Source organism: Micromonospora sp. CA-111912 (assembly GCF_050948415.1).
Taxonomy (GTDB): Bacteria; Actinomycetota; Actinomycetes; order Mycobacteriales; family Micromonosporaceae; genus Micromonospora.
In genome coordinates this window covers 3,276,921-3,301,699 of sequence record NZ_CP192007.1, presented here as the reverse complement: position 1 = coordinate 3,301,699, position 24,779 = coordinate 3,276,921, and the positions used below count along the sequence as shown (strand labels likewise).

Here is a 24,779-nt window from a genome sequence, read left to right as displayed (position 1 = left end):
CAGCCGGCGGCCCGGACCAGGGCCGCGGCCATCTCATCGGAAGGACTTTCGTGACCATCGCTTTCCTGATCGCCGCCCTCGTCGTGGTGGTCACCCCGGGCGCCGGGGTGTTGTACACCGTGGCCACCGGGTTGGGCCGGGGACGCCGCGCCGGGCTGCTCGCCGCGGCCGGCTGCACCCTCGGCGTCGTACCGCACCTGGCCGCCTCGCTGGTCGCCGTGGCCGCACTCCTGCACACCGCCGCGCCGGCCTTCCAGGCCCTGCGGTACGCGGGCGCGGCGTACCTGGTCTGGCTCGGATGGACGACGTTGCGGGACCGTGGCGCGTTGGACCCGGACGCGACGCGGACCGCGCCGTCGGCCCGGCAGGTGGTCACCGGCGCGGTGCTGACGAACCTGCTCAACCCGAAGCTGACGATCTTCCTCGTCGCGTTCCTGCCCCAGTTCGTCGGCGCCGACGACCCGCACCGGCTCGTCCGGATGCTCGGCCTCGGATCGGTGCTCATGGCGCTCACCCTCGTCGTGTACGCCGGTTACGGCGTCCTCGCCGGCACGGTGCGCGACCACGTGCTCGTCCGGCCATGGGTGAGCACCTGGCTGCGGCGCGGGTTCGCCGGCTCGTTCCTCGCCATGGGTGCCGCGCTGGCGCTCACCAGCTGATTCGTCAAGGAGTGTCATGCGTTTCGAGCACGCGCCGCAGATCCGGTCGACGTACCCGGAGCTGGTGGCCGGGACGATCACGGTCGACGGAGTCGACGCGGACGCCGACGTGACCACGGCGGTGGCCCGGCACCTGGCGACGGCTCGGGTCCGGTTGGCCGGCGGCACCGAGGCCAGCTTCCCCGAGATCCAGGCGTGGCGGCGGGTCTTCGCCCGGATGGGGCTGCCACCCACCCGATACCGGTGCGCCGCGGAGTCGCTGCTGCGCCGGTTCCGCCGCGACGGCGCCCTGCCCCGACTGCACCCGCTGGTCGACCTGTGCAACGCGGTCTCGCTCGCGTACGCCATCCCGATCGCGGTCCTGGACGTCGAGCGGATCGACGGCGACCTGGAGGTGCGGCCCGCCCGGGGCGACGAGGAGTACCTGACCCTCGCCGGCGACCCCGAGCACCCCGAGCCCGGAGAGGTGATCTTCGCGGACGGGGCGGGACGGGCGCACTCCCGGCGCTGGACGAGCCGGCAGAGCGGCTGGTCGGCGATCCGGGCCACCAGCCGGTCGGTGCTGATCGTGGTCGAGGGGGTGCACGCCCGCGCCGCGACGGACGTGCCCCACCTGCTGGACACCCTGGTGGTGGAGCTCGCCGACGGCTGGTCGGTGTGGGGTCGTGCGGCGCTGCTCCCGACCGTGGGTGGCGTGCTCAGCGCAGCGGGTCGAACGGCGCCAGCTCCGGCGGCACCTCCCCCTTGAGCACGGTCTGGGCCATCAACTGGCCGGTGATCGGGCCGAGCGCGATGCCCCACATGCCGTGGCCGCCGGCGACGAACACCCGGGGGGAGGCGGTGACCCCGGCCAGCGGCAGCCCGTCAGGGGTGCAGGGCCGGGAGCCGACCCACTCGTCGCGCCGGTCGTCGAGGTCCACGCCGGTCAGGAACGGGCGGACGGCATCGACGATGGCGGTGATCCGCCGCGGGTCGAGGGGATCGCCGGGACGACGGAACTCCATCATCCCGGCCACCCGCAGCCGATCGCCCAGCGGCGTGCACGCCACCCGCTGCTTCGGGAAGTAGAGCGGGCCGCGCGGCATCTGCCGGACGGGCACGCTGAAGCTGTAGCCGCGGCCCGCCTGCACCGGCTGCCGCACGCCGAAGCGGGTGGCCAACCCCCCGAGCAGCGCGCCGGTGGCGACGACCACGACGTCGTGCTGTCTCTCGCCGGCGCCGGAGAGCACCGAGACGCCACCGGACCGGGGCCGCAGGTCGGCCACCTCGACGCCTTCGACGATCTCACCGCCGCGCGCCCGCACCGCCTCGGCGAGAGAGCTGACGAACTCGGGCGGGTCCAGGTAGCGCTGACCGTAGATCTGGATCGCGACACCCACCCGGTCGGTCAGCGTCGGCTCCAGGGCGCGGGCCCGCCAGTCGGTGACCGGGTGGAAGCTGACCTCCTGGCCGGCGTCGCGGATCTGCTCCAGCTCGGCCAGCAGGCCCCGCGCGTCGCGTTCCCCGGCGAAGCAGGCCAGAAAACTGTTCGCCCGGTACGTCTGCGCGTCCACCCCGCCCGCGGCCAACACGTCGAACGCCTCCAGCGCCCGCTCGTTCAGCGGCACGTAGGCGGCCATCCCCCGCCGCCACCGCCGCGCCGTGCTGTGCGCCACGAACGAGGTGAGGAACCGCAACAGGCCACGGTCGGCACGCAGCGGCAGGTACACCGGCGACCGGGGACTGAGCACCGCCCGCAGCCCGTACCGCAGCACCGCGGGCTCCGGCAGCGGCGCGGTCAACCCCGGCGTCAACCACCCGGCATTGCCCCAGGAGGCCCCGGCACCCACGTGGTCCCGCTCGTACACCGTGACGCGCACGCCCGCCTCCTGCAGGAACCAGGCGGTGGACAGACCGACCATCCCGGCCCCGACGACCGCGACGTCACGCGGTGCGTCGGCCACGAACGCCGGCGCGTGCTGCTGCTCGGGTTCCGGTGACATTGCCTGCTCCTTCCCTGGGGCGGGCACCCGCCCGCGCCGCAGATGGGCCAACCATGTCCGCGCGCCACCCGCCCCGGCCAGGGCCGCCGCCGGTCAAGCTGGGCCTGCCGTCTTGCCGACGCCCGGCAATCTGGGCTCGCAGCGCCGGGCCCCGCCCCCCGACTCAACGGCGGGGGTGGACGCAGCGTCGCAGCGCGGGCAGAACCTCGCGGCGGGCCGGTGGGCCAGGTACGCGATGGGGATGTCGGTTCGGCATCGTCGGCAGGTGCCGTACCGGCCCTGGTCCAGGTGGCGCAGGGCGCAGGCGAGGTCGTCGAGCGCGCGCCGCGACGCGGCCGTCACCGCCGCGGCGGTGTCCGTGCCGGCGGCCGGGCGGCCTGGCCGGGCGAGCAGGGCGAGCTGCGTGTGGTGTCGCGCGTACTGCTCCTCCAGCACCATCCGCAGCACGTCGAGCTCGCCCTGTCGGCTGACCGGACGGCTCCGCGTCCCGTTCTCCTCTCGCGACCGGCGGGGAGCACGCGGGGCCGCGGTCACGATCCGGGTCCGGTCGGCGGCTCGTCGTCGTCGCCCCTGCGGTCCGGGCCGGCGGCCACATCGACGATGTCCAGGATGCCGAGCAACCCGGCGAGCGCGATCGCCTCGGCGCGGGTCAGGGTCAGGCTGCAGGCGCTGTCCGGGTCCCTGCCGTCGTCGTGTACCAGGTCGCGACGGCCGCCGGCGTGGTGGGTGACGACACCGACCCGGCGCCCGTGCTCCGTGGTGAAGCAGTGGCGTAGGCCGATACCGGGCAGTGGCGTGCGTTCGACTTCCATGGGGCAGCTCCGCAGAAGGTGTGACGGGTGAGGCGTGGGGGCGGCCGGTCGGCCGCGCGGGGCTCGCCGACGGTCGCGCTGTACACCCCGCTGACGTGCCGAGACCGATGGGTGGATGAGCACCCCGGGCCGGCGGGGCCGACAGGTCAGCGGGCCGGCAGGTCAGCGGGCCGGCAGGTCAGCGGGCCGGCAGGACGCGAACACCTGGCAGCGGCGCGCGGCGGCAGGTGTCGACGTGAGCCGTCGACGCCGCAGGCCGGAACGACGACCGGCCCGGTCGCGGTCGGTGCGCGGCGAGCACGTGTCAGGCGGCGGCGAGCTGCGGCGGTGCGCGGTCGGCGGACCAGGCCGGCACACAGCCCGGCACGGCACGGCGCCCCAGTCGAAAGACGATGCACAGGCCCACCGCCCGGGCCGCGCAGAGGACGACCACGAGCACGGCCAGCACGAACAGCGTCGACAGCGGTCTACGCTCGTCGACGCCGAGGTAGGCGTGCCCGGCGTGCATGCGGCGACTATAGCCCACCCCTCGGGCCGTACCCGATCGCCGTTTGCGCTGGCCGGAGCCGCCTCCTGTCCGCCACGACCCCTCAGGCGACCCGAACGCCGGGGCCGGGATCCCGGTGCGACGCCGACGACGGGTCGGTGACATTCAGCCGGAGGTCGGCAGGGGTTGCGCCGGCCAGTTGAGGGCCTTCGCGCCGAGCACGGCCGCCTGCAGGGTGAACCGGTGGGCCGGGTCGGCGGGGTGGTAGCCGGTCAGCCGCCGGACGCGATCGAGCCGGTAGGTGACGGTGCGTACCGACACGTGCAGGCGCTTGGCCGACTCGGTGGCCACCGCCCCGGTGTCGAAGTACTCCCGCAGGGTGTCCAGCAGCGGCTGGGCGCCGCCCCGGGCGTTCACCAGCGGACCGAGCACGGCCTGCACCAGGTCGACGATCGCCGGCTGATCGCGCAGCAGCACCCGGTACACCAGCAGGTCATGGGCGTCGACCACCGGGGCGGCCACCTGCAGCCGTCCCGCCATCGACAACGCCTCGCGTGCCTCCTCGTACGAGCGGGCGATGCCGTACAGCCCGGGATGGGCCCGGCCCACCGCGATCCGCCACGCGTCCCCGCGCGGCAGCCGGGTGAGTTCCCGGTGCATCAGCCGCCCCAGCTCGCCGCTCGGCTCGGGAGACGGCGCCACCTGTTGCGCGGTGGTCGCGTCGGCCGGCGCGATGACGACCAGCAGGCCCTCCTTGGTGGCCACGAGCACGTCGCGGTCGCCGAGCCGGTCGAAGATCACCGCCTCCAGCGCGCTGATCGCCGCGTCGGCGTCGGGCAGCCGGCGGCTCGGCGCGGCCAGCGCCACCCGGTGCGCCCGGGCCAGGTCCAGACCGAACGGCTCGGCCCGTTCGACCAGCGCGCCCAGGTCGGAATCGCCGCGCAGCAGGTCGTCGACGAGTTCGCGCCGCAGCGTCTCCTCACGGCGCACCAGGTCGCGCCGCGCCACCGCGTAGCCCTCGGCCAGGGTCGCCACCGCGTCGTCGACCACCTGCAGCACCGCGGTCGCCGCGACCCGCACCGCCTCGCAGTCGCGCGAGCGCGCCACGGCCGGCAGGTCGTGCCACAACCGGCGGGCCGCCGACAGGTACAGCTGCACCACCCGCCCCGCTGATATGCCCTGTTCCGCGGCCCGCCTGCCGAGCGCCTCCACCACGTCCAGTTCCTCGCGCCGTGGACGGCGTCCGTGCACCGCCGCGTCGGCCAGCATCGGCAGATACTCCCCCAGCAGTTGCACGTCGACCCCGCCGGCATCGCGGCTCGCGCCTGCCGCCACCTCGGCCAGCCAACGGTCCTCGGGCGCGGCGGCAGCCTCGGGACGCCGGCCGGTCGGCCGAATGTTGTCCGCCACTCCGCCTCGCCTTCACGCGTGACCGCCACAGGCGGGCTGCGGCCCCGGCGGCAGCGGCGCCTGCGGTCCCGGGACGACCACGGTCGGCCCGGTGGGCGAGACCGCCCGGACGCCCGGCGCTTCGTTGCCGCGCACCGGCAGTCTAGCCTCGGCTTGCGGCGCCTCTGCCGGGATTGTCTCGGCCAGCAAACCGTGGCCTGCCCGAACGGCCGGGGCGGCTGGAGTTCCGCCCCGAGCCCGACGACACGGTGGTCCTGGACGTGCTGCGCCGCATCGGCGAGGGCAGGCTCGACGCGTACCGTGGCGCTCAGCACCTGGTCAGTCGACGAGCGGCGAGCTGTCGGCCCCTCCGTGGGCGGGGTTGTGGGCGGGGGCGTTGATCTCGACCGGCGGCGGGAAGCGCGTCACGAAATCGCACAACGTGATGTGGGTCGGGACGATCGTGACCACCACCATGTCCGTCGTGTGCGCGCGCTTCTGGCTTTCCCACCCCGGCGCCAGGCTCTTGTCCGCGAACATCCGCCAGGACGCCTCGACGTGCTCGTCCGGGACCCCCGGTCGAAGCTCGATCGACGCCGTGCCGCGCACCAGCATGACGACGGGCGTGTAGTCGGCGACCGGCTCCGCTCCGAGCTTCGCCGCCACCTTCCTCCGCGCCTCGGCCGAGTACGTGTCGACGCTGAAGGACACCTGCGGGTGCGCCGCGATCGCCTTGACCTTGTATGCGGTCGTCGGGCTGGCGAAGACGAACGCCTTGCCGTTCCACAGGTAGGCGACCGGTACCGTGCGCGGGTGGCCGTCCAGCCCCACGTACCCGAGCCGCATTGCGACCGGCGACTCCAACAGGGTCTGTGCCACCGGGTCGGTGTTCACCAGGTGCACGATGTCCGCGTAGTCCACGGCCGTCCCTTCCTGCAAGCGGATGCCGGCACCCGCTCCATCATGGTGCTCACCCTGGCGGCCGCGACCTTCCGGCGTCACCGGGTGTAGCCTGATCACTACCAGGCAAGTATCTGCAGCGCGCGGGGCCCACGTCTATATCGCTGATTGCCATTACGGTGGCAGCACCCCAGCCGTAGCCGGCGGAAGCGATTGCCGCAGCCCAGAGGAAACGCTCGCGTAGGGCAAGCGCCGACAGGTCAGCCATCCGCATCGATGCCGCCGCTCCGCAACCGCCGGGCAGCCGGCGTGGGGCGTTGCCGACTGCATAGACGTGCATTACTATACCGATGCTCGGGAAGCGACCACGGCGTCACCGGTCCACTGCGTATTGTCAGTGCGTCGACCGGCTTTGCCCCCGTTTCCACCACACCGCCGCCACCAGGCGATCGAGCAGCGTCAGGAAGACCATCGCGTATGCGGTGAATGGGGAAGGGCGAAGGATGAGCGGGATCGCGTCCCTGGTCATCGGCATCGCCTCCTCACCAGCGCATCGCCGGCAACTCGCGCAGCTGTTCGGCGGCACCGAGGCGTTCCTGATCGTGTCGAGCGTCGACCAGGCGCGGCGGTTCCTCGGGGTGGTCCGCCGGCCCGACGCCGTGGAGCCGGTGACGACCGCACCGACCGAACCGACCGAACCGGCCGAGCGAACCGCACCGGCCGGGCCGGTGGCCGTCGGTGGTACGCCGACGCCGGAGCTGAGCGTGGACTCGGACCGCCGGGTGCTGTGCTGGCGGGGCCGCGAGATCGACCTGACCCCGCTGGAGCACGACTTTCTACGCTGCCTGGTCGGCACGCCCGGACACATCTGGAGCTACCAGCGGCTGCACCGTGAGGTCTGGGGCACCGAGCATCTGGGCCGGGGCTCCGACCTGCACTCGGTGGTGCGCAGGGTGCGGCGGAAGCTGGTCCGACTGGGCACTACGGCGACGATCCACACGGTGCGTGGGGTCGGCTTCCGCCTCGCGGTGTCCTGACCGCGCGGCCGTTTCGCCATCCCCGGGACGGGTCCTGACCCGCCAGGCCGTTTCGCCATCCTCCGGGGACGGGTCCGGCCCGCCCGGTCGGGTGACCAGGCGGGCCGGATCTGTTTTCGTCAGCGGTCAGTTGTCAGCAGCGGACCGGGGACAGGGCGAAGTTCTCCACGGTGGGCGTGGCGGTAGTGATCTTCGTCTGCCGGGTCTGCGGCTTCCAGTTGTCCTTGGCGACGATCATGGTCAGCGGGTTGTTCCGCTTGTCCAGCCAGTAGGCGTACCGGCCCTCGGCGTCGGTGGTGAACGTCAACGACGTCGCCCACGAGTCGACCTGGACCAACGCGCCGGCGATCGGCGCGCTGGCACCCTGGCAGCTCGTCCCGGTGACCGTACCCATCAGCTTGCCCCAGGTGGTCGGCTGCTGTGCGGTCATCTTCACCGACACCGGCTGCACCGTGTACGGGGTGTCCTCCTTGATGAGGATCGACGCCGAGTAGGTGCCCGGCTGGTCCACGGTGGCCGCGATCCCGACGGTGATCGTGACCTTCTCGCCCGGCGCCAGGGTGGCCGCCGTCTTGTCGATCGTCATCCAGCTGACGTCCGCGGAAGCCTCGGCACACTCCTCGAAACCGGGGAGAGCCTCGCTGTCCGCCGTGGCGGTGAAGCCACCGGACGAGCCACCGACCTTGTAGAAGCCGCACGCCGCGCCGCCACGGTACCGGGCGGTGTTGGCGTTGGGCAGGTTCGACCACGAGTTGGCGGTCGGGTCGTAGGCGAAGCCGGCGTTGGTGATGGCACCGCCCTGCGAACCGCCGACGACCAGGAGCTTGCCGTTGGCGACGGCGAACGAGCTGGCCCAGTTGTCGACCGGCGCGTCGGCGATCGCGGTCCAGGCGTTGGTGCCCGGGTCGAAGGCGTAGCCGGCCTTCTGCGCCGCCGTTCCGTCGTTGCCACCGGCGCAGTAGACGATGCCGCCGATCGCGCCACAGGACAGGAAGGCCACCGCCTTCGGGTAGTCGGGCAGCGCCTCCCAGCTGTCGGCGCCCGGGTCGTACCGGACGACGTCGTTCGACATCGGCGTGCAGCTCGCCGTGGTGCACCCGCCGATGGCGTACAGCTTGCCGTCGGCGACCGCCTGGCCGGCGGCGGACCGCGGCGCGGGGTTGTTCGCCTTCTTGGTCCAGGTGTTGGCCGCCGGGTCGTACGACCAGGTCGCGGCGTCGGGGCCGGAGGCCCCCCAACCGCCGGTCACGAGGATCTTCCCGTCCACGACGCCCGCCGTCACGGCGTTACGCGCGCCGGGAAGGTCGGCGATCGGCTTCCAGCTCTGCGCGATCGGGTCGTAGACGTAGTTCTTCGCGCTCGACGCCGAGCCGTTACCGCCGGCGATCGAGTACACCTTGCCGTCCAGGTTGACCACCCGGTTGTCCATCACGTTCGTCGGGTGGTCGGCGATGTCCGTCCAGGGCTCGGCCTGCGGGCCGACCGGGGCGGAGGTGGCCGTGCTCGCCTTGTCCGACGCCCGCGCGGCGAACGACGTGGCGGCGGTGAGCCGCTGCGGAGGCGCGCCGGGGGAGCCCAGGATCTGCTGCTTGGTCAGCCGGGACCCGTCGGCCCGCAACAGCTCGAACCCTTCGTCCCGCTCGCTGAACTTGACGTTGACGGGGGCGCCGCCGGTGTTGGTCACCGTGACGGTCTTGGTGGCCTTGCCGCTGGGCATCCGCACCGTGGCGGCGACCGCCGCCGGCTGCACCGACAACCGGCCGGCAGCGAGCTGGAAGGTGACGGGCGTGGCCCAGTCGGTCTGGACGTCGACCTGCTTGGTCTCGCTGACGTAGTTGCCGGCCTTCGCGGTGAACGGGTGCTCGCCGGTCTGCGACGAGAACAGCCAGAAGAAGCCGTCCGCCAGCTTGGTGTCGTCGGGGGTGGCCACGGTGGTGGCCGTCTCCGTCGGCTTGTCGCCGCTGGTGACGGTGGCGCCGTTGACGTAGCCGTTGTCGTTCTTGTCGCGCACGTGCCCGAGCACCAGGCCGCCGTTGGTCGGCTTGCAGGTGACCGCGCTACCGATCAGCACGTTGTCGACCTGCCACCACCACTCGTAGGAGGCCTCGTAGTAGTGGAACCGGACCTTGACCTCCGACTTGCCCGCAGCCTGCGGGATCGGCACCTGGGTCACCCGGGGGCCGCGGACGTCCGCCGCCTGCCGGAGCACGTTGGCCCAGGTCGCGCCGCCGTCGAGGCTGAGGTCGACGTCCGCGCGGTCAGAGCTCAGCCAGTTGTAGTCCTGGTTGAACCGGATCACCGGGGTCGCAACGTCGGTGAGGTCGACGACCGGGCTGACCAGCGAGGTGTCCTGCCGGCCGCCGGATGCGTAGTTGTCACTGTCGATGATCGCGAAGTTGCCGGAGCCGCCGGTGAGGTTGCCCCGGTCGCCAGCGTCGGTGAAGTCCCACACCTGACCGGTGCCGGCGTTGTCCACGACCGACCAGTCGGTCGGCACGCGGTTGCCGTCGAAGGTCTCGTACACGCCGTCGGAGCCGTACTTGTAACCGGGCGCCGTGGCGCAGGCGGTGGAGTCGACGGGCACGGCGACATTGTGGACGGTGTTGCCCGAGCCGACCACGACATCCTTGGTCACGGTCTGGTAGCCCGCGTACTGCGGCTCGACCTTGACCTGGTACGTCGCGCCGGCGGGGAGCTTGAAGCTGTACCGGCCGTTGGCGGGCGTGGTGTAGTCGGACGCCGACAGGCCCACGACACTGACCTTGGCGTACAGCGGCCAGCCGTGGCCGGAACCGTCGGTCACCGAGCCGCTGAGGGTCACGCTCGGCACGGCGGTCAGGGCGACGTCGATCGTCGTGGTCGCGTTCTTGGCGACCGTCGCCGACACCGTCTTGCGCGCGTAGCCGAAGGCGGTCACGGCGGCCTGGTAGTCGCCGACCGGGAGCAGGGTCGAGTACGTGCCGTCGGTCCCGGTGGTCAGCTCGCGGGTCGCCGGGCCGGTGAGGGCCACCGTGGCGCCCGGCAGCGGGTTGCCGGTGTCCGCGTCGGTGACCTTGCCGGCCAGGGTGCCGGTTTCGCCGATGGGGGCGGCGTCGAGCAGCGCGAGCGCGTCCAGCCGGCCCTCGCCGTACACGTTGTTGTCGTCCGCGGTTCCGCCGCACTGGGCGTCGGCCTTGTCGATCGCCGAGTTGTCCAGCAGGGCACGCGTCGCGGTGACGTCACCGGCCAACGCGGGTGCCGCCGACCACAGCAGCGCGACCGCGCCCGCGAGGTGCGGCGCGGCCATCGAGGTGCCGCTGTAGCTGGCGTAGCCGCTGCCGGGAATGCTGGAGCGGACGTTGACGCCGGGCGCCGAGATGTTGGGCTTGATCCCGCCGTCCTGCCCGGACCCCCGAGAGGAGAAGCTGGCGACGTTGTTGTTGACGTCGTACGCGCCGGTCGAGTAGTTGCTGGTCCGGCTGCCCGGTGAGCCGCTGGTCTGGCAGTTCGGGCCCTTGTTGCCGTTGGACCAGGTCCCGAAGATGCCCGACGCGGCCCAGGCCAGCGTCACATCCTCCATGAACGGGTCGTTGGAGGGCAGCGTGGTGCCCCACGAGTTGTTGATGATGTTGGGCCGCTTGCTGGCGTCCGGGTTCTCGCCCTCAAGGTCGGTGGGCTCCAGCATCCACTGGCCGGAGGTGACCAGCGCGGCGTCGCTCGGGCAGCAGCCGTTCGCCGCGATCCACTTGACCCCGGGCGCGACACCGATCTGGTTGGCGCCGGCTGCGCCGGCCATCGTGCCCATGGTGTGCGTGCCGTGGCCGTCGCTGTCGCAGGGCGCGGTGGCGCATTCGCCGGCGGCGTCGAACCAGTTGTAGTTGTGGTCGAAGGTGCCGTCGCCGTTGTTGCCGCGGTAGGCGCCCACCAACGCCGGGTGGTTGAACTGCACCCCGGTGTCGATGTTCGCCACCGTGATGCCCGCGCCGGTGACGCCGTACTCGGACCAGACGTCGTCGGCGTTGATGTTGGCGATGCCCCACTCGAGGGCGTTCGCCGCCTTCGCGTCGGCCTCCTTGGTGACCTTGGGCACCTCGTAGGCCGTCGAGGCGTAGACGCCCTCGACCTCGGCGTGCGCGGCGAAGTTCTGCGCCATAGCCAGCGATCCGCTGCTGACCTTGATGGCGTTGGTCGCCCAGAAGGACTGGTACTTGGCACCCGAGCCGTCGAGCTCGGAGCGAACCTTGGTCTGGCTGTCGACGGCGGACTTGCGCAGCGCGTCGGCGACCGCCGCGCCCCGCTTGGTCCAGTCCTTGATCGCGCTGGCCTTGCTCAGGTCGGCCCGGTCGGTGAAGCGGATCCAGAAGTCGCTCTCGCTCTTCGCCTGGAGCTGGTTCATCAGGTCGGGTCGGATCTTGTCCGCCGGTGCGGCCTGCACGCCGGAACCGGTTGTCGCCAAACCTGCTGCGGCGAGGGCAATCGCCGCGCCTGCGCTCGCCAAGCGCCTGAACAGGCGCGTCCCGTGTGGACGTCTCAGCATCGGTGCTGTCTCCTCCAGAAACGACCCGCGGTTAATCAAGCCATGGCGAAGGGTGCAAAGACCCATCTCCTGTCTGGATCACACCGGAATGAACGAACCCCCCAGGCCCCAGGCGCCGTGCGGGTCACGCCGGCTGCCTGTGTGGACACTATGATCGAAAAAGATGAACGATCAAGCACGGCACGTGAGCAACTTGTCGCTAGGAGTTGCCCGCCTGGCGGCGGGTTTGACAATTACTGTCACGGCCATGACCAAGTCGGGCAAAAATTGCCCAACGTTTCCGGGTGGGTGCGGTGACCGAGGACGACGACAGCACGACGCCTGCCGGGTTCGACGAGACCGGCAGCCCGTTCCCCCTGGTGATCGCGGTGACACCGTCACCGGCCGAACGGATCCGGCTCGCCGAGCACCTCGACGGCATCGCGCCGCTGCTGCTGGTGGCCGACCTTGACGAGCTGCGCAGGCTGATCGCGACCGCACAGCCACAGCCACAGCCCGGGGCGGTGCCGGCGCGGGCCCCCGCCGCCGCGCAGGCGGCACCGGACGACACCCTGCGGATCGACCCGGCCCGGCTCACCGCCCGCTGCCGGGACCGCGAGGTCCCCCTCACCCGGCTCGAACACGACCTGCTGGCCTGCCTGATCACCGAGCCGGTCCGGGTCTGGAGCTACGCCGAGCTGCACCGATCGGTCTGGCGGGCCGAGGGCCGCCAGCGCACGGCGGACGTGCAGTCCCTGGTGAAGCGGTTGCGGCGCAAGCTTTGCGAGCTCGGCACCGGCGTCACCGTCGTCGCGGTGCGCGGTGTCGGGCTCCGGGTGACCGATCACCGACAGCCGAGGGTCAGCGGCGCCGACGGCTGACCCTCGCCCGGCAGCCGCGGGCCAGCCGCCCATGACGGCCCAACGGGCGGGCGCCCCGTCGCGGCCGGCCACATCACGCCCCGAGGCGCGTGGTCACTCAGGGCCGGGCTCGGTGGTGGCCACGACCCGAGGTCCTCATGCGAGGTGCCCGCCGATCTTCGTGTACCCACGCAGCAGGTCCCGCGAGATGATCAGGCGCTGCATCTCGTCGGTGCCCTCGAAGATCCGGTACAGCCGGACCTGCCGATACCAGCGCTCGATGGGCAGCTCCCTGGTGTAGCCCATGCCGCCGTGGATCTGCAGCACCCGGTCCACCACGCGGTTGACCATGCCGGCGCCGTAGAGCTTGCCCATCGACGAGGCGTGCCGGGGATCCAGGCCCTGGTCGACCGTCCAGGCGGACCGCAGCACCAGCCAGCGGGCGGCTTCCAGCTCGGTCTCCGAGTCGGCGATCATCCACTGGATGGCCTGGTTGGTGCCGATCTTCGCCCCGAAGGTCTCCCGGGTGTTGGCGTGGTCGATGGCCATCTGCAACGCCCGCTCGGCGATGCCGATGGCGTGCGAGGGAATGGTGTACCGGCCCTTGCCGATCCACTCCATGCCCAGCGTGAAGCCCTGACCGACCTCGCCGAGGATGTTGCGGTGCGGCACCCGTACGCCGTCGAAGATCAGCGACGCCGGGCCGCCCTCCCCCATGGTCTGGATGAACTCCGAACGCCAGCCCATCGCCCGGTCCACCAGGAAGGCGGTCGCGCCGCCGTTGCGGGCCCCCCTCTCCCGGTCGGTCACGGCGACCACGATGGCGAAGTCGGCGTCGTTGCCGCCGGTGATGAAGGTCTTCTCGCCGTCGAGGATCCAGTCGTCGCCGTCGCGGCGGGCCGACAGCCGGATGTTCGCCGCGTCCGAACCGGCTCCCGGTTCGGTGATGGCGAAGCAGGAGATCCGCTCCCCCTCGATGGTCGGGAGGAGGAACTCCTGCTTCTGCTCGTCGGTGGCGTGGAAGAGGATGTTGTCGGCCTCCCCGCCGAAGCGGAACGGCACGAACGTGCGACCCAACTCCGTCCAGATCAGTGACTGCGTCACGGCGGGCAGGTCCATGCCGCCGTACTCCTGCGGGGTGGCCAGGCCCCAGAAGCCGAACTTGCGTGCCTTGAACTGCAACTCGCGCAGCTCACTGCGGTGCAGGCCGGGCTGGTGGGCCCGCTCCCGGCGCAGCAGCTCCTGCTCCAGCGGCATCACCTCCCGGCCGATGAAGTCACGGGCCGTGTCGCGGATGGCCCGCTCCTCGTCGGAAAGCGCGAAGTCCATGTCTCCTCCGGGTCCTTGGTCGGGGGCGCGCACCGGGCGGGGCTAGAAGGCGTTGACGCCGGTGAGCGCACGCCCGATGAGGAGTTGCTGGATCTGGCTGGTGCCCTCGTAGAGGGTGGCGACGCGGGCGTCGCGCAGGTACTTGCCGACCGGGTACTCGTCGATGTAGCCGTACCCGCCGAAGACCTGGACCGCGTTGTTGGCCGCGCGGACGGCGGCCTCGCTGGCGAAGAGCTTGGCCATCGACGCCTCGGTGGCGAAGGGCTCACCCCGGTCGATCAGGTCGGCCACCCGCCACACCAGCAGCCGCGCCGCGGCCGTGTCGACCGCGATCTCGGCGAGCAGCTGCTGCACGAGCTGGTGGCCGGCGATGGGCTTGCCGAACTGGGTGCGCGCACCGGCGTAGCCGACGGCGGCGTCGAGGCAGCCCTGGGCGATGCCGACGCAGCCGGCGGCCACCGACATCCGGCCCTTGGCCAGGGTCGCGAGGGCCAGCCGGAAGCCGCCGCCGGTCTCGCCGAGGCGTGCCGAGTCGGGCACCCGGACGCCGTCGAGGACCAGCTCGGCGGTGGCCTGCCCGCGCAGCCCGAGCTTGCCGTGGATCTCCCGCCGGGTCAGCCCCGGGCTGTCGGTGGGCACCAGGAAGGCGGTGATCCCCCGGTGCCCCGGCCCGCCGGAGCGGGCGAAGACCAGCGCGATGTCGGCGGTGGTGCCGTTGGTGATGAACACCTTCGCGCCGGTGAGCAGCCAGTCGTCGCCGTCGCGGGTGGCCCGGGTGGTCAGGGCGGCGGCGTCGGACCCGCTGCCCGGCTCGGTGAGCGCGAAGCAGCCGAGGGCGGCGCCCGAGCAGAGCCGGGGCAGCCACTGCGCCCGCTGCGCCGCGGTACCGTGCGCGGCGATCGACTTCGCCACCAGCCCGAGGGACACGGAGACCATTCCCCGTACGGCGGAGTCGCCGCGGCCCAACTCCTCCAGCACGAGGCAGTAGGAGAGGTGGTCGCCGCCGGAGCCGCCGTGCTCCTCGGCGACGGTGAGCCCCAGGAAGCCGACCTCGCCGAGCTTGCCGACGATGCCCGGGTCGACCGCCTCGCGCCGGTCCCAGGCCGCCGCGTGCGGGGTCACCTCGCGCGCGACGAACTCGGCGGCGAGTTGGCGCACGGCCTCCTGCTCGGCGGAGAGTTCGAGGTTCATGCCAACAAACTAGCGGTGCAAGTTTTAATCGGTCCAGACCCGCTGTGACACAGTTCGGCAGGACCACCGAGCAGAGGAGGAACGGATGCCCCGGCCGCGCGAGGCGCTGCTCAGCCGGCAGCGGATCGTCGAGGCCGCCGCCGCGCTGATCGACTCCGCCGGGCTGGAGGGGTTCTCCACCCGCCGACTCGCCGCCGTACTCGGCGTGCGCGGCCCGTCGCTGTACAACCACTTCGCCACCAAGGACGAGATCCTCGACGCGGTCGCCGACAGCGTCACCGCCCGGGTGGACGTGTCGTTCTTCGGTGCCGTCGACTGGCGGGAGGCCCTGCGCCGGTGGGGGCACTCGTACCGCGCGGCGCTCGCCGCCCACCCGCACATCGTGCCGTACCTGGCCCGGGGGCCCGGGCGCCGGCCGGCCGCGCTGGCCATGGCCGACGCCGTTTACGGCGGCCTCGTCGACGCGGGTTGGCCACCGGCCCGGGCCACCCACATCGGCGCGCTCATGCGGTACTTCGTCGCGGGATCGGCGCTGGGCTCGTTCGCCCGGGGCTTCGTGGAGGACCCCGGGCTCTACGCCGAGCAGTACCCGCACCTCACCCAGGCGCACCGGCTCGCCGAGCACCAGCAGCGCGTCGACGAAGGCGCATTCGAACTGGGCCTCGACGCGCTCATCGACGGCCTCGCCCGCACCTACGAGAGGACCATCGGCCCGCTGCCACCCCTCCCGTCGGCCGCCGACACGCACTAGAGTCCAAACTTTCACTGCTAGTTTCCGGCCGACGCACGTGAGGGGCTCGATGGATCTCGCACGGACCGACTTCCACCTCGGCGGTCGCTGGGTCGCGGCGTCCTCCCCGGAAACCCTGCCGGTGCGGAACCCGGCGACGGAGGAGATCATCGCGACGGTGCCGGCCGGCACCGCGGACGACGTGGACCGGGCCGTCTCCGCCGCCCGCGCCGCGTTCGACGGCTGGGCCGCCGCCGCCCCCGCCGACCGGGCGGCGGGCCTGGGCCGGCTGCACGACGCGTTGACCGCCCGCGCCGACGACATCGCCCGGACCATCGCGTGCGAGCTGGGCACCCCACTCAAGGTGGCCACCCAGGTGCAGGCCAGACTCCCCCTCGCCGTCCTGCGCGGCTACGTCGAGCTGGCCGCCCGGCCGCCGGCCGAGCAGACCGTCGGCCACTCGCTGGTGGTACGCGAACCGGTCGGCGTCGTCGGCGCGATCACCCCGTGGAACTACCCGCTGCACCAGGTCGTGGCCAAGCTCGCCCCGGCGCTGGCCGCCGGCTGCACGGCGGTGCTCAAGCCGAGCGAGCTGACGCCGCTGGTGGCGTACCTGCTCTTCGACGCGATCGACGAGGCCGGCCTCCCGCCCGGCGTGGTCAACCTGGTCACCGGCACCGGCCCGGTGGTCGGCGAGGCCATCGCCGCCCACCCGGACGTCGACATGGTCTCCTTCACCGGGTCCACGGCCGTCGGCCGGAGGATCTCCCACCTCGCCGCGGACCGCATCGCCCGGGTCGCGCTGGAGCTCGGTGGCAAGTCGGCCAACGTGATCCTCGACGATGCCGACCTGGCCACCGCCGTGAAGGTGGGCGTCGGCAACGCGTTCCTCAACTCCGGGCAGACCTGCACGGCCTGGACCCGGATGCTGGTGCACCGCAGCCGGTACGACGAGGCCCTCGCCCTCGCCGCGCGGGCCGCCGAGGGGTACCGGCTCGGCGACCCGTTCGACCCGGCCACCCGGCTCGGCCCGCTCGTCTCGGCGGCCCAGCGGCAGCGGGTGCGCGACCACATCGAGAGGGGCCTGGCCGACGGGGGCCGGCTGGTCTTCGGCGGACCGGACGCGCCGGTTCCGGAGCGCGGCTTCTTCGTCGCCCCCACCGTGATCGCCGACGTCGACCCGGACAGCGCGCTGGCCCAGGAGGAGGTCTTCGGGCCGGTGCTGGCGGTGATCCCGGTCGACGACGACGAGCACGCCGTCGCGGTGGCCAACAACTCCCGGTACGGGCTGGCCGGCGCGGTCTGGTCCGGCGACGAGGAGCGGGCGATGCGGGTCGCGCGGCGGATGCGTACCGGCGCTGTCGACGTCAACGGCGCGCCGTTCAACCCGCTCGCCCCGTTCGGCGGCTACAAGCAGTCCGGCCTCGGCCGGGAGCTGGGCAGCTACGGGCTGGACGAGTTCCTCCAGACCAAGGCGATCCAGCGATGAGGGCGCTGGTCGCCCGGGCGGTCGGGGAGCTGCTGCGGGTGGAGGACGTCGACCTGCCGGCCCCCGCAACCGGCGAGGTACGGGTGCAGATCCGCGCCGCCGGGGTGTGCCACTCCGACCTGTCGATGGTCAACGGCACGGTGGCGTCGCCGTACCCGCTGGTGCTCGGGCACGAGGCGGCGGGCGTGATAACCGAGGCCGGCGACGGCGTCTCCCGGGTCGTACCCGGCGAGCACGTGGTGCTCAACTGGGCGCCGCCGTGCCGGCAGTGCTGGCACTGCGGGCACGGCGAGCCGTGGCTGTGCGAACGCGCCGGGACGCCCGCCGTCGCCCGGGGCCGGACCACGGGCGGGGAACCGCTGCACGTCACCCTGGGACTCGGCGCCCTCGCCGAACAGGTGGTGGTGCCGCAGCACGCCGTGATTCCCGTCCCAGCCGAGCTGCCGATGGAGGTCGCCGCGCTGCTGGGCTGCGCCGTGCTCACCGGCGTCGGCGCGGTCCGACGGACCGCCCGGGTGGCCCCCGGCGAGTCGGTGGCCGTCGTCGGCCTCGGCGGGGTGGGGCTGTCGGTGGTGTCCGCCGCCCGGGCCGCCGGCGCGGCCCCGGTGCTCGCCGTCGACGTGTCGCCGGCGAAGGCGGAGTTGGCCGCCGCCGCGGGCGCCACGGATTTCCTGGTCGCCGACGACTCCCTCAGCCGGGCGGTCCGGGCGCTCACCGGCGGCCGGGGCGTCGACCACGCCGTGGAGTGCGTCGGGCGCGGCAGCACCATCCGGGCCGCCTGGCGGGCCACCCGCCGGGGCGGACAGGTGACCGTGGTGGGCATGGGAGGAAAGGACGACATGGTCACCCTGAGCGCCATGGACGTCTTCCACTCGGCCCGTACGCTGCGCTCCTCGGTCTACGGCTCGTCCGATCCGGACCGGGACGTGCCGGAACTGGCCCGGGCCGTGCTCGACGGCACCCTCGACCTCGGCTTCCTGATCACCGGCCGGACCACGTTGGACGGAGCGGCGGAGGCGTTCGCCCGGATGGCCCGGGGCGAGGGGGCCCGCACCGTGGTCGTGCCCTAGCAGAGTTCCGGCCACGCCGGACCAGCCCGCGATGGTCGTCACCGCTGTCCCGCCACCGCCGCGACCTGCTGGAGCAGGCGCCCGAGCGCGGCGTTGAAGACCGCTTCCCGCTCCAGGTTGGGCAGGTGGCCGGCACCGTCGACCACGACCAGCGTCGCGTCCGGGACGCACTCGGTGATGAGTTCGGCATCGCCGATCGGGGTGAACTCGTCGTCGCGACCCACCACGACCAGGGTGGGGACCTCGACCCGGCGCAGCGTCCCGATGTAGTCGGGGCGCTCGGCACGCCCGCGTAGGGCTGCGGCGGCACCGACCGGCGAGGTCGTGTGCATCATGATGCTGACCTGCCGGGCGATCTCCGGCAGGGCCGAGATGTTCCGCGGAGCGAGCATCTTCGGCAGGACCTCCTCGGCGTAGCCGGCCATGCCCTCCCGGAGCAGCCGATCGGCGAGCTCGTTGCGGAGCCTGCGCCCGAGATCGGTCTCCGCCGGCGCGGAGGTGTCGGCCAGCAGGACGCCGGAGATGCGCTCGGGGAACTGGCGCAGACACTCCATTACGATCTGCCCGCCCATCGACAGTCCACCGAGGACGAAGCGGGGTACGCCGAGCCGGTCGAGCAGGCCGGCGATATCCCGGGCGAACACGTCGAGCGTGGTGCGGCCCGGCACCACGGTGCTCTCGCCGTACCCGCGCAGGTCCGCGGCGACGACCCGCCAGCCGGCGGCCACCGCGAAGTCGACCTGTGGACGCCACATGGAGCGGTTGAAGGGATGCCCGTGGACGAGGACCAGAGTCTCCCTGTCGCCGCAGTCGTCGTATCCGACGCTGACTCCGTTGACCTGTGTCGTGGCCATCGCCGTTCCTCCCGAGGTTGGTCTCGACAAGAAGGCTATGCAGTGCAATAGTCGAGTGCAATAAGAACAATATCCTCGGAGCAATTGGAGGCCGGATCGTGGACGACTACCGGCGGATCGCCGAGGGGATCGCCGCCGACATAGCCGCCGGGCGGATCGCCGCCGGACACCGCCTGCCGCCGCAGCGGAGCTTCGCCCGCCAACGCGGCATCGCCAACTCCACCGCCTCCCGGGTCTATGCGGAGCTGGCCCGGCGCGGGCTGGTGACCGGGGAGGTCGGTCGGGGCACCTTCGTCCGGACAGCGGCCCCGCCCCCGGAACCCGCCCTCGCCGAACCCGGCGACGTCCGCGTCGACCTTGAGCTGAGCTTCTCGGTACTGCCGCAACAGCCCGCACTGCTGGCCGATTCGTTAGCCGGCCTGCTGCGGCCCGAGACGCTGGCAACCGCGCTGCCCCCGGTTGGCGTCGCCGGGACGCCCAAGGCGCGGGAAGCCATCGCCGGGCTCCTCGGCCGCCCCGACTGGGCCCCGGACCCGCAGCAGATCCTGTTCACCGGCAACGGGCGGCAGGCGATCGCCGCCGCCATCGCCGCCCTTGTCCCGGTGGGCGGGCGGCTCGGCGTCGAGGCGCTGACCTACCCCGTCGTCAAGGCCATCGCCGGCCGGCTCGGCGTCACCCTCGTCCCGCTGCCGATCGACCAGGACGGCCTGCTGCCCGAGGCCGTCGCCGAGGCACACCGCGCCGCCCCGCTCCGGGCCGTCTACCTCCAGCCGACCCTGCACAACCCGCTCGGCACGACCATGCCGGCGCACCGCCGCGCCGCGCTCGCCGACCTGCTCGACCGACTCGGGGTGTACGTCATCGAGGACGCCGTCTGGTCGTTCCTCACCGACGCCCCGACACCGCTGGCCGCACTGGCACCGTCCCGCACCATTCTCGTCGACAGCCTCTCGAAGCGGCTCGCCCCGGGCCTCACCGTCGGCTTCGCCGCCGCGCCACCACAGCTCACCGACCAGCTCGCGACCGCGATCCGGTCCGGCACCTGGACCGCCACCCGCTTCGCGCTGGACGCGGCCACGCGATGGCTCGGCGACGGGGCGGTCGCCACCATCACCGCCGGCAAGCGCCGGGACGCCCGCGCCCGGCAGGAGCTGGCGCGGACCCGGTTGGCCGGCCAGCTCCTCCGATCCGATCCGGACGCCTATCACTGCTGGTGGGAGCTGCCGGAGCCGTGGCGGGCCGAGACATTCGTCGCGGCCGCGGCCCGCCGGGGCATCGCGGTCACCCCCGCAGCCGCGTTCACCGTCGGGACCAGCCACGCCCCCAACGCCGTACGGCTCGGGCTGGCCGCACCGCCGCTGCCGACCCTGTCCTGGGCGCTTGACACGCTCGCGGCGCTGGCCCGCTCCACTCCCGAGGACGCCGGGGCGGAATGACCCGCCGACCCGAGCGACACCGGGCGGAGACCGTCGCCTCAGCGCGGGCCCCGAGGGCGGTGAACGTCTCGCGGACGTCGTGCAAGTACGTGCGGGCAGCGCGGGGCCGCCGCAGCCTTCTACGGGCGGCGCCACCAGTGAGGGCCGCCCGTGTCGCGGCGGCCCTCACTGGTGGCACGTCGATCAGATGATCTCCACCCCGTAGACGCTCAGCGCCTCGGTGACCGGCTGGAAGTAGGTCGTCCCGCCGGAGGTGCAGTCGCCGCTGCCGCCCGAGGTCAGGCCCACCGCGGTGCTGCCGCTGAAGAGCGAGCCGCCGCTGTCGCCCGGCTCGGCGCAGACCGTGGTGCGGATCAGGCCGGTGACCGTGCCCTCGGCGTAGTTCACCGTCGCGCCGACCGCCTCGACGGCGCCACCGTGCAGGCCGGTGGTGCTGCCGGAGCGCTGCACCGACTGCCCGGCGAAGGCGTCGGCCGCACCGGTGATGTCCCGCGCGGTGCCGTCGTAGAGGTCGACGCTGCCGTCGGCGGCGGCCGGGTTGCTGTGCTGGACGATGCCGTAGTCGTTGCCGGGGAAGCTGCCGGTGCCGCCGGAGCCGAGCGGGCTGCTCTGCCCGGAGTCGGCGTACCAGTCGGCGGCGATGGCGGTGCAGTGCCCGGCGGTGAGGAAGTAGTAGCTGTCGCCGTTGCGCACGTTGAAGCCGAGCGAGCAGCGACCGCCGCCCTCGGCCCAGATGGCCTCGCCGCCGACGGCCCGGGTGCTGAGCTTCCCGGCCTCCCGCTCGATGCGGACTGTTCCGCCGAGCCGGCCGGCGACGGCCTCGACGCGCTGGAGCTTCGCGCCGGTCACGGTGCTGTCGACGGAGACGACGACCTGGTTGGTCGCCGGGTCGGTCCACCACGCCGTGCCGGGGATCCGGGCGGAGCCGTCGAGGGTGGCGGTGGCGCGGGCCAGGTCGTCCGCGCCACGGGTGACGAGCTTCGGGGTGGCGCCGGCCGCGCGGACCCTTCGGGCGGCGGCGTCGTCGGTCACGGTGACGACCATGGTGCCGTCGGCCTGGGCGTACGCCCCGCCGGAGCGCCCGCCGAGTGCGGCGGCGAGCGCGGTGGCCTGGTCGGGGGAGGCGTTCTTCGCGGGTGCGGCCTGAGCGGGAACGCTGGTCAGCGCTCCGACGACCAGGGCGCCGGCCACCGAGAGAGCGGTGACGTGGCGCAGCGGGGACCCGGAGAGTCGCATGTGGATACCTCCATGGAGCTGAGCACGGGCCACCCTTTCGGGCGACCCCGGGCAACCGATCGGCTGGTGAGGCTCACCCGATCGAGGCGTCGAAGTATTCATAGATTTAACAATGATTGCAAGAGTGATGGTTGGCCGGACTCGATCACTTCTCACACCTTGGGTCCCGACAGCCCGACGAGTGGCAAGTCTGACGATTAGCGGCTATTGGCCGAGTCTCCGCAGGTCAGTGAGCAAGGTCGGCGGCCCTGTCGAGCGGGCCCGCGTGCCGGTCCGACCGGATGGCGGGACAAGACCGATTCGGCGGGAATCGGTGCCGGCGGGAGTTGCTCGGGCACCCCCGGCGGGTCGGTCGCCCACCGGTTGCACGGCCGGAGAGATCGACCGGGGCGCTCGGCTCGGCCGCGCCCGTCACGAACAGGCGGCCCCGGCGCGGTACGCCGCCCCGAACCGCCCAGGCCGAGCCATGTCCCGCGAGAGTCGCCGATCGCGCCTGCGGGCGAGCGCGGCGTCGTAGCGTTGTCGGTGGGCACCCCCGTCACGGGGCCGGAGACTGAGCAGCGGGAGGCGACTGATGACCGAGCCGGAGGAAGAGCAGGAGAAGAGCGCCAAGACCGACCGGGTCCTCTTCTCCCCCGACGGCGACCCGCACCACACCCTCGCGGAGGCGAAGCAGCCGGACGAGCACCTGGCCGTGCGCTACCAGCATGACGGTGAGATCGAGACGGTGGGCGACGACGAACAACTGCCCTGACCACGCCGGCCGACCAGTTTGGCACCGACCGTCGTCAGCGACTACGCACCGCGCACCCCACCTCACCCCATCTGACGGGCCCTCGGTTGGGCCGCACCAGAATGGTCGCGAGCGGTCTTCATATTCTTCTTGATCGGGTTTACGCTCTGCCTCAGTCCTGATGCGAGACATAGTGGAGGCCCTCATGAAGAAGATGACCGTCCGTCGCACGAGCGCGCTGCGCCTGGTGTCCGGTGCCCGTCGGCTCTGGATCGAGTGGTGCTGGTAGTTCCCGGCACGGCGGGCGCCCTCGGGCGCCCGCCACTGCGCCGAGGGGCCCGGCCGTGACCGGCGATCCGGGCGGCTACGACTGCCACCGCGCCTACGGGCCGTACGCCGGGGTCTCGGACTTCCTCGGCCGGGTCGCCGCCGAACAGCCCCGCCTGGCGTCCCGCCACGAGGTCGAACTGCACTCCATCGCGCCCCGGCTCGACCACGCGGCACGCCCGGCCGCCGAGGAGGAGCCGATCCGGTTCCATCCCGCCCGGCGCACCGCCTGCCTGGCCTACGGCGCGACCGAGTTCGTGGCTGCCTGGGCGGGCAAGCTCCGACGCCCGGTCACGGTCCGGTTCGACCACGTCGCCAGCGCCGACGAGACCACCCGCGAACTGCTGGACGCGCTGGCCCGCCGGCTCGGGTCGTCCCCGGTACGCCTGGACCTGCGCGACGGCGGCGACCGCGAACCGGCTGCGGCCGACCCGACGCCGGAGGCGACGCGTACGGCCCTCGGCGAGGGCCTGGCCCGCGGCTTCTACCACCACGCGGCCCGGGTGGCGCGGCGCGGGCGCGCCACGGTGACCCCCGACGGCGACCTGCCGCACTGGTGGGCGTTCACCACCGGGCTGGCCACCGCCCTGGCGGCGCTGGGCGAGGCCGCCGAGGCGCTCGACCTCTACCGGGAGGCGCAGGCCGCCACCGACGATCCGAAGATCACCATGTCGGCCGCGTACGCCACCGCCATGCTGTACGCCCGGCACCTGCCGGCGGCCGACCAGGACCCGGCGCAGGCGCGACAGTGGCTGGAGCGGGCGGTCCACCTCGCCGCCGGACTGGACGACCCGCGGCAGCGGATGCTGTCCACCGTCTTCTACGAGCAGGGCCTGGCGCTGCTGGACAGCAGGGCGGGCGAGCCCGCCCGCGCGCTGCGGCTGATCGACGACGGGCTGGCCAGGCTGACGGCGGTGCTGGGCCCCGGCGAACGCCCGCAGGACCTGGCCCGGCTGCGCCACAACCGGGCGCAGGTGCACCTGGCCCTCGGCGATCCGGCGCAGGCGCTGGCCGATCTCGACACCGTGATCGCCCACGATCCCGGCAACTGCGAGTACTACGTGGACCGGGCCGCCCTGCACCGCGCGGCGGGGCGGGCCTCGGCCGCGATCAGGGACTACGACACCGCGATCCGCCTGGGACCGCACCTGCCCGAGGCCTACTACAACCGGGCCGTGCTCCAGCAGGAGCGGGGCCGCACCGAGCGGGCGCGTGCGGACCTGGACCGGGTGCTGGCCATCGACCCCGGGCACCTCGACGCCCGGATCGCCCTGGTCAACCTGCACCTGGAACGCGGCGCGCTCGACGCGGCCGAGGCGGGCGCGCGAGCCGGCCTGGCGCTGGTCCCGCAGGAACCGGCGCTGCTGTGCACCCTGGGGCTGATCCGTTCGGAGCGCGGCGGCCTCGCCGAGGCCGATGAACTGCTCACCCGGGCCCTGACGGGAGATCCGGAGCTGGTCGAGGCGTGGACGAACCGGGCCGCCGTCCGGTTCGAACGCGGCGACGTTTCCGCCGCCGTGGCCGACCTGGACCGGGCTGTGGCGCTGTCGGCTGCGCCGGTGCCCCGCTACAACCGGGGCACGGCGCTGATGCGACTGCAACGGTGGGACGAGGCCGCCCAGGACTTCACCCATGCGCTCGCCCAGCCCGGCCTGGACCGGGCGCTACGGCGCGACCTGCGCACGGAACTCGACCGCTGCCGTCGCGCGATGGCCGGATGACCGCGAGCAGGGCGGGCTGACGGTCCCGACTGCGGCACCACG

At 72.9% G+C, this 24,779-nt stretch carries 21 protein-coding genes; 10 read left to right on the top strand and 11 right to left on the bottom strand.

The window, feature by feature from the left end; genetic code table 11:
- Positions 1-50 precede the first annotated feature (50 nt).
- Positions 51-659: a LysE family translocator gene (locus tag ACQPZO_RS13605; RefSeq protein ID WP_433350280.1), complete on the top strand. Its 609-nt coding sequence runs from the start codon at positions 51-53 to the stop codon at positions 657-659.
- 16 nt (positions 660-675) lie between these two features.
- The gene (locus tag ACQPZO_RS13600) at positions 676-1,407 is read left to right on the top strand and encodes a B3/B4 domain-containing protein (protein ID WP_433350278.1); all 732 of its coding nucleotides are present in this window, start codon (positions 676-678) and stop codon (positions 1,405-1,407) included.
- On the opposite strand, the gene ACQPZO_RS13595 is transcribed toward ACQPZO_RS13600, so the two are convergent.
- From ACQPZO_RS13595 to ACQPZO_RS13570, 6 genes are all read right to left on the bottom strand, one after another.
- Positions 1,358-2,641, bottom strand: coding sequence for an NAD(P)/FAD-dependent oxidoreductase (locus ACQPZO_RS13595; RefSeq protein ID WP_433350277.1), 1,284 nt, complete (start codon positions 2,639-2,641; stop codon positions 1,358-1,360). The genes ACQPZO_RS13600 and ACQPZO_RS13595 overlap by 50 nt on opposite strands.
- Positions 2,642-2,734: 93 nt before the next feature.
- Positions 2,735-3,175 carry a hypothetical protein gene (locus tag ACQPZO_RS13590; RefSeq protein WP_433350275.1) on the bottom strand — a complete coding sequence of 147 codons (441 nt, stop codon included), beginning with the start codon at positions 3,173-3,175 and terminating at the stop codon, positions 2,735-2,737.
- A complete protein-coding gene (locus tag ACQPZO_RS13585) occupies positions 3,172-3,453 on the bottom strand; it encodes a potassium transporter TrkA (RefSeq protein ID WP_433350273.1) in 282 nt (93 codons plus the stop codon). The genes ACQPZO_RS13590 and ACQPZO_RS13585 overlap by 4 nt, the downstream gene beginning before the upstream one ends.
- 304 nt (positions 3,454-3,757) lie before the next feature.
- Entirely contained in the window at positions 3,758-3,961 is a 204-nt protein-coding gene (locus ACQPZO_RS13580; protein WP_433350272.1) for a hypothetical protein, read from the bottom strand.
- A gap of 144 nt (positions 3,962-4,105) precedes the next feature.
- Positions 4,106-5,350, bottom strand: a complete 1,245-nt coding sequence (locus ACQPZO_RS13575; RefSeq protein ID WP_433350270.1) for a PucR family transcriptional regulator — start codon at positions 5,348-5,350, stop codon at positions 4,106-4,108.
- 318 nt (positions 5,351-5,668) lie between these two features.
- A complete protein-coding gene (locus ACQPZO_RS13570) occupies positions 5,669-6,250 on the bottom strand; it encodes a pyridoxamine 5'-phosphate oxidase family protein (protein WP_433350268.1) in 582 nt (193 codons plus the stop codon).
- Positions 6,251-6,732: 482 nt separating this feature from the next.
- Here ACQPZO_RS13570 and ACQPZO_RS13565 point away from each other — a divergent pair, with 482 nt between their 5' ends.
- On the top strand, positions 6,733-7,266 hold the full coding sequence (locus tag ACQPZO_RS13565) for a winged helix-turn-helix domain-containing protein (protein ID WP_433350266.1): 534 nt from the start codon (positions 6,733-6,735) through the stop codon (positions 7,264-7,266).
- 133 nt (positions 7,267-7,399) lie between these two features.
- Here ACQPZO_RS13565 and ACQPZO_RS13560 read toward each other — a convergent pair whose 3' ends face one another.
- Complete coding sequence (locus ACQPZO_RS13560) at positions 7,400-11,680, bottom strand: S8 family serine peptidase (RefSeq protein ID WP_433350264.1); 4,281 nt, start codon at positions 11,678-11,680, stop codon at positions 7,400-7,402.
- Between the two features lie 395 nt (positions 11,681-12,075).
- On the opposite strand from ACQPZO_RS13560, the gene ACQPZO_RS13555 reads away from it, so the two are divergent.
- The gene (locus tag ACQPZO_RS13555) at positions 12,076-12,642 is read left to right on the top strand and encodes a winged helix-turn-helix domain-containing protein (RefSeq protein ID WP_433350262.1); all 567 of its coding nucleotides are present in this window, start codon (positions 12,076-12,078) and stop codon (positions 12,640-12,642) included.
- Positions 12,643-12,777: 135 nt separating this feature from the next.
- Here the strand turns inward: ACQPZO_RS13555 and ACQPZO_RS13550 are convergent, their stop codons facing one another.
- On the bottom strand, positions 12,778-13,950 hold the full coding sequence (locus ACQPZO_RS13550; RefSeq protein WP_433350260.1) for an acyl-CoA dehydrogenase family protein: 1,173 nt from the start codon (positions 13,948-13,950) through the stop codon (positions 12,778-12,780).
- A 42-nt stretch (positions 13,951-13,992) separates the two neighbouring features.
- On the bottom strand, positions 13,993-15,141 hold the full coding sequence (locus tag ACQPZO_RS13545) for an acyl-CoA dehydrogenase family protein (protein ID WP_433350259.1): 1,149 nt from the start codon (positions 15,139-15,141) through the stop codon (positions 13,993-13,995).
- 85 nt (positions 15,142-15,226) lie between these two features.
- Between ACQPZO_RS13545 and ACQPZO_RS13540 the strand changes: the two genes are divergently transcribed.
- The 3 genes from ACQPZO_RS13540 to ACQPZO_RS13530 are packed head-to-tail and all read left to right on the top strand — an operon-like array spanning position 15,227 to position 18,430.
- Positions 15,227-15,892 (top strand): TetR/AcrR family transcriptional regulator, encoded by a 666-nt coding sequence (locus ACQPZO_RS13540; RefSeq protein ID WP_433350258.1) that lies wholly within the window; start codon positions 15,227-15,229, stop codon positions 15,890-15,892.
- A 49-nt stretch (positions 15,893-15,941) separates the two neighbouring features.
- A complete protein-coding gene (locus ACQPZO_RS13535; RefSeq protein ID WP_433350257.1) occupies positions 15,942-17,360 on the top strand; it encodes an aldehyde dehydrogenase family protein in 1,419 nt (472 codons plus the stop codon).
- Positions 17,357-18,430, top strand: a complete 1,074-nt coding sequence (locus ACQPZO_RS13530) for a zinc-binding dehydrogenase (protein ID WP_433350255.1) — start codon at positions 17,357-17,359, stop codon at positions 18,428-18,430. The genes ACQPZO_RS13535 and ACQPZO_RS13530 overlap by 4 nt, the downstream gene beginning before the upstream one ends.
- 38 nt (positions 18,431-18,468) lie before the next feature.
- Here ACQPZO_RS13530 and ACQPZO_RS13525 read toward each other — a convergent pair whose 3' ends face one another.
- Entirely contained in the window at positions 18,469-19,284 is an 816-nt protein-coding gene (locus ACQPZO_RS13525) for an alpha/beta fold hydrolase (RefSeq protein ID WP_433350253.1), read from the bottom strand.
- A 98-nt stretch (positions 19,285-19,382) separates the two neighbouring features.
- On the opposite strand from ACQPZO_RS13525, the gene ACQPZO_RS13520 reads away from it, so the two are divergent.
- Entirely contained in the window at positions 19,383-20,720 is a 1,338-nt protein-coding gene (locus ACQPZO_RS13520) for a PLP-dependent aminotransferase family protein (protein ID WP_433350251.1), read from the top strand.
- 183 nt (positions 20,721-20,903) lie between these two features.
- Here the strand turns inward: ACQPZO_RS13520 and ACQPZO_RS13515 are convergent, their stop codons facing one another.
- On the bottom strand, positions 20,904-21,956 hold the full coding sequence (locus ACQPZO_RS13515; RefSeq protein WP_433350249.1) for a S1 family peptidase: 1,053 nt from the start codon (positions 21,954-21,956) through the stop codon (positions 20,904-20,906).
- Positions 21,957-22,530: 574 nt separating this feature from the next.
- Here ACQPZO_RS13515 and ACQPZO_RS13510 point away from each other — a divergent pair.
- Complete coding sequence (locus ACQPZO_RS13510; protein ID WP_433350247.1) at positions 22,531-22,710, top strand: hypothetical protein; 180 nt, start codon at positions 22,531-22,533, stop codon at positions 22,708-22,710.
- A gap of 323 nt (positions 22,711-23,033) precedes the next feature.
- Positions 23,034-24,737 (top strand): tetratricopeptide repeat protein, encoded by a 1,704-nt coding sequence (locus ACQPZO_RS13505; protein ID WP_433350245.1) that lies wholly within the window; start codon positions 23,034-23,036, stop codon positions 24,735-24,737.
- The last annotated feature ends 42 nt before the right edge of the window (positions 24,738-24,779 follow it).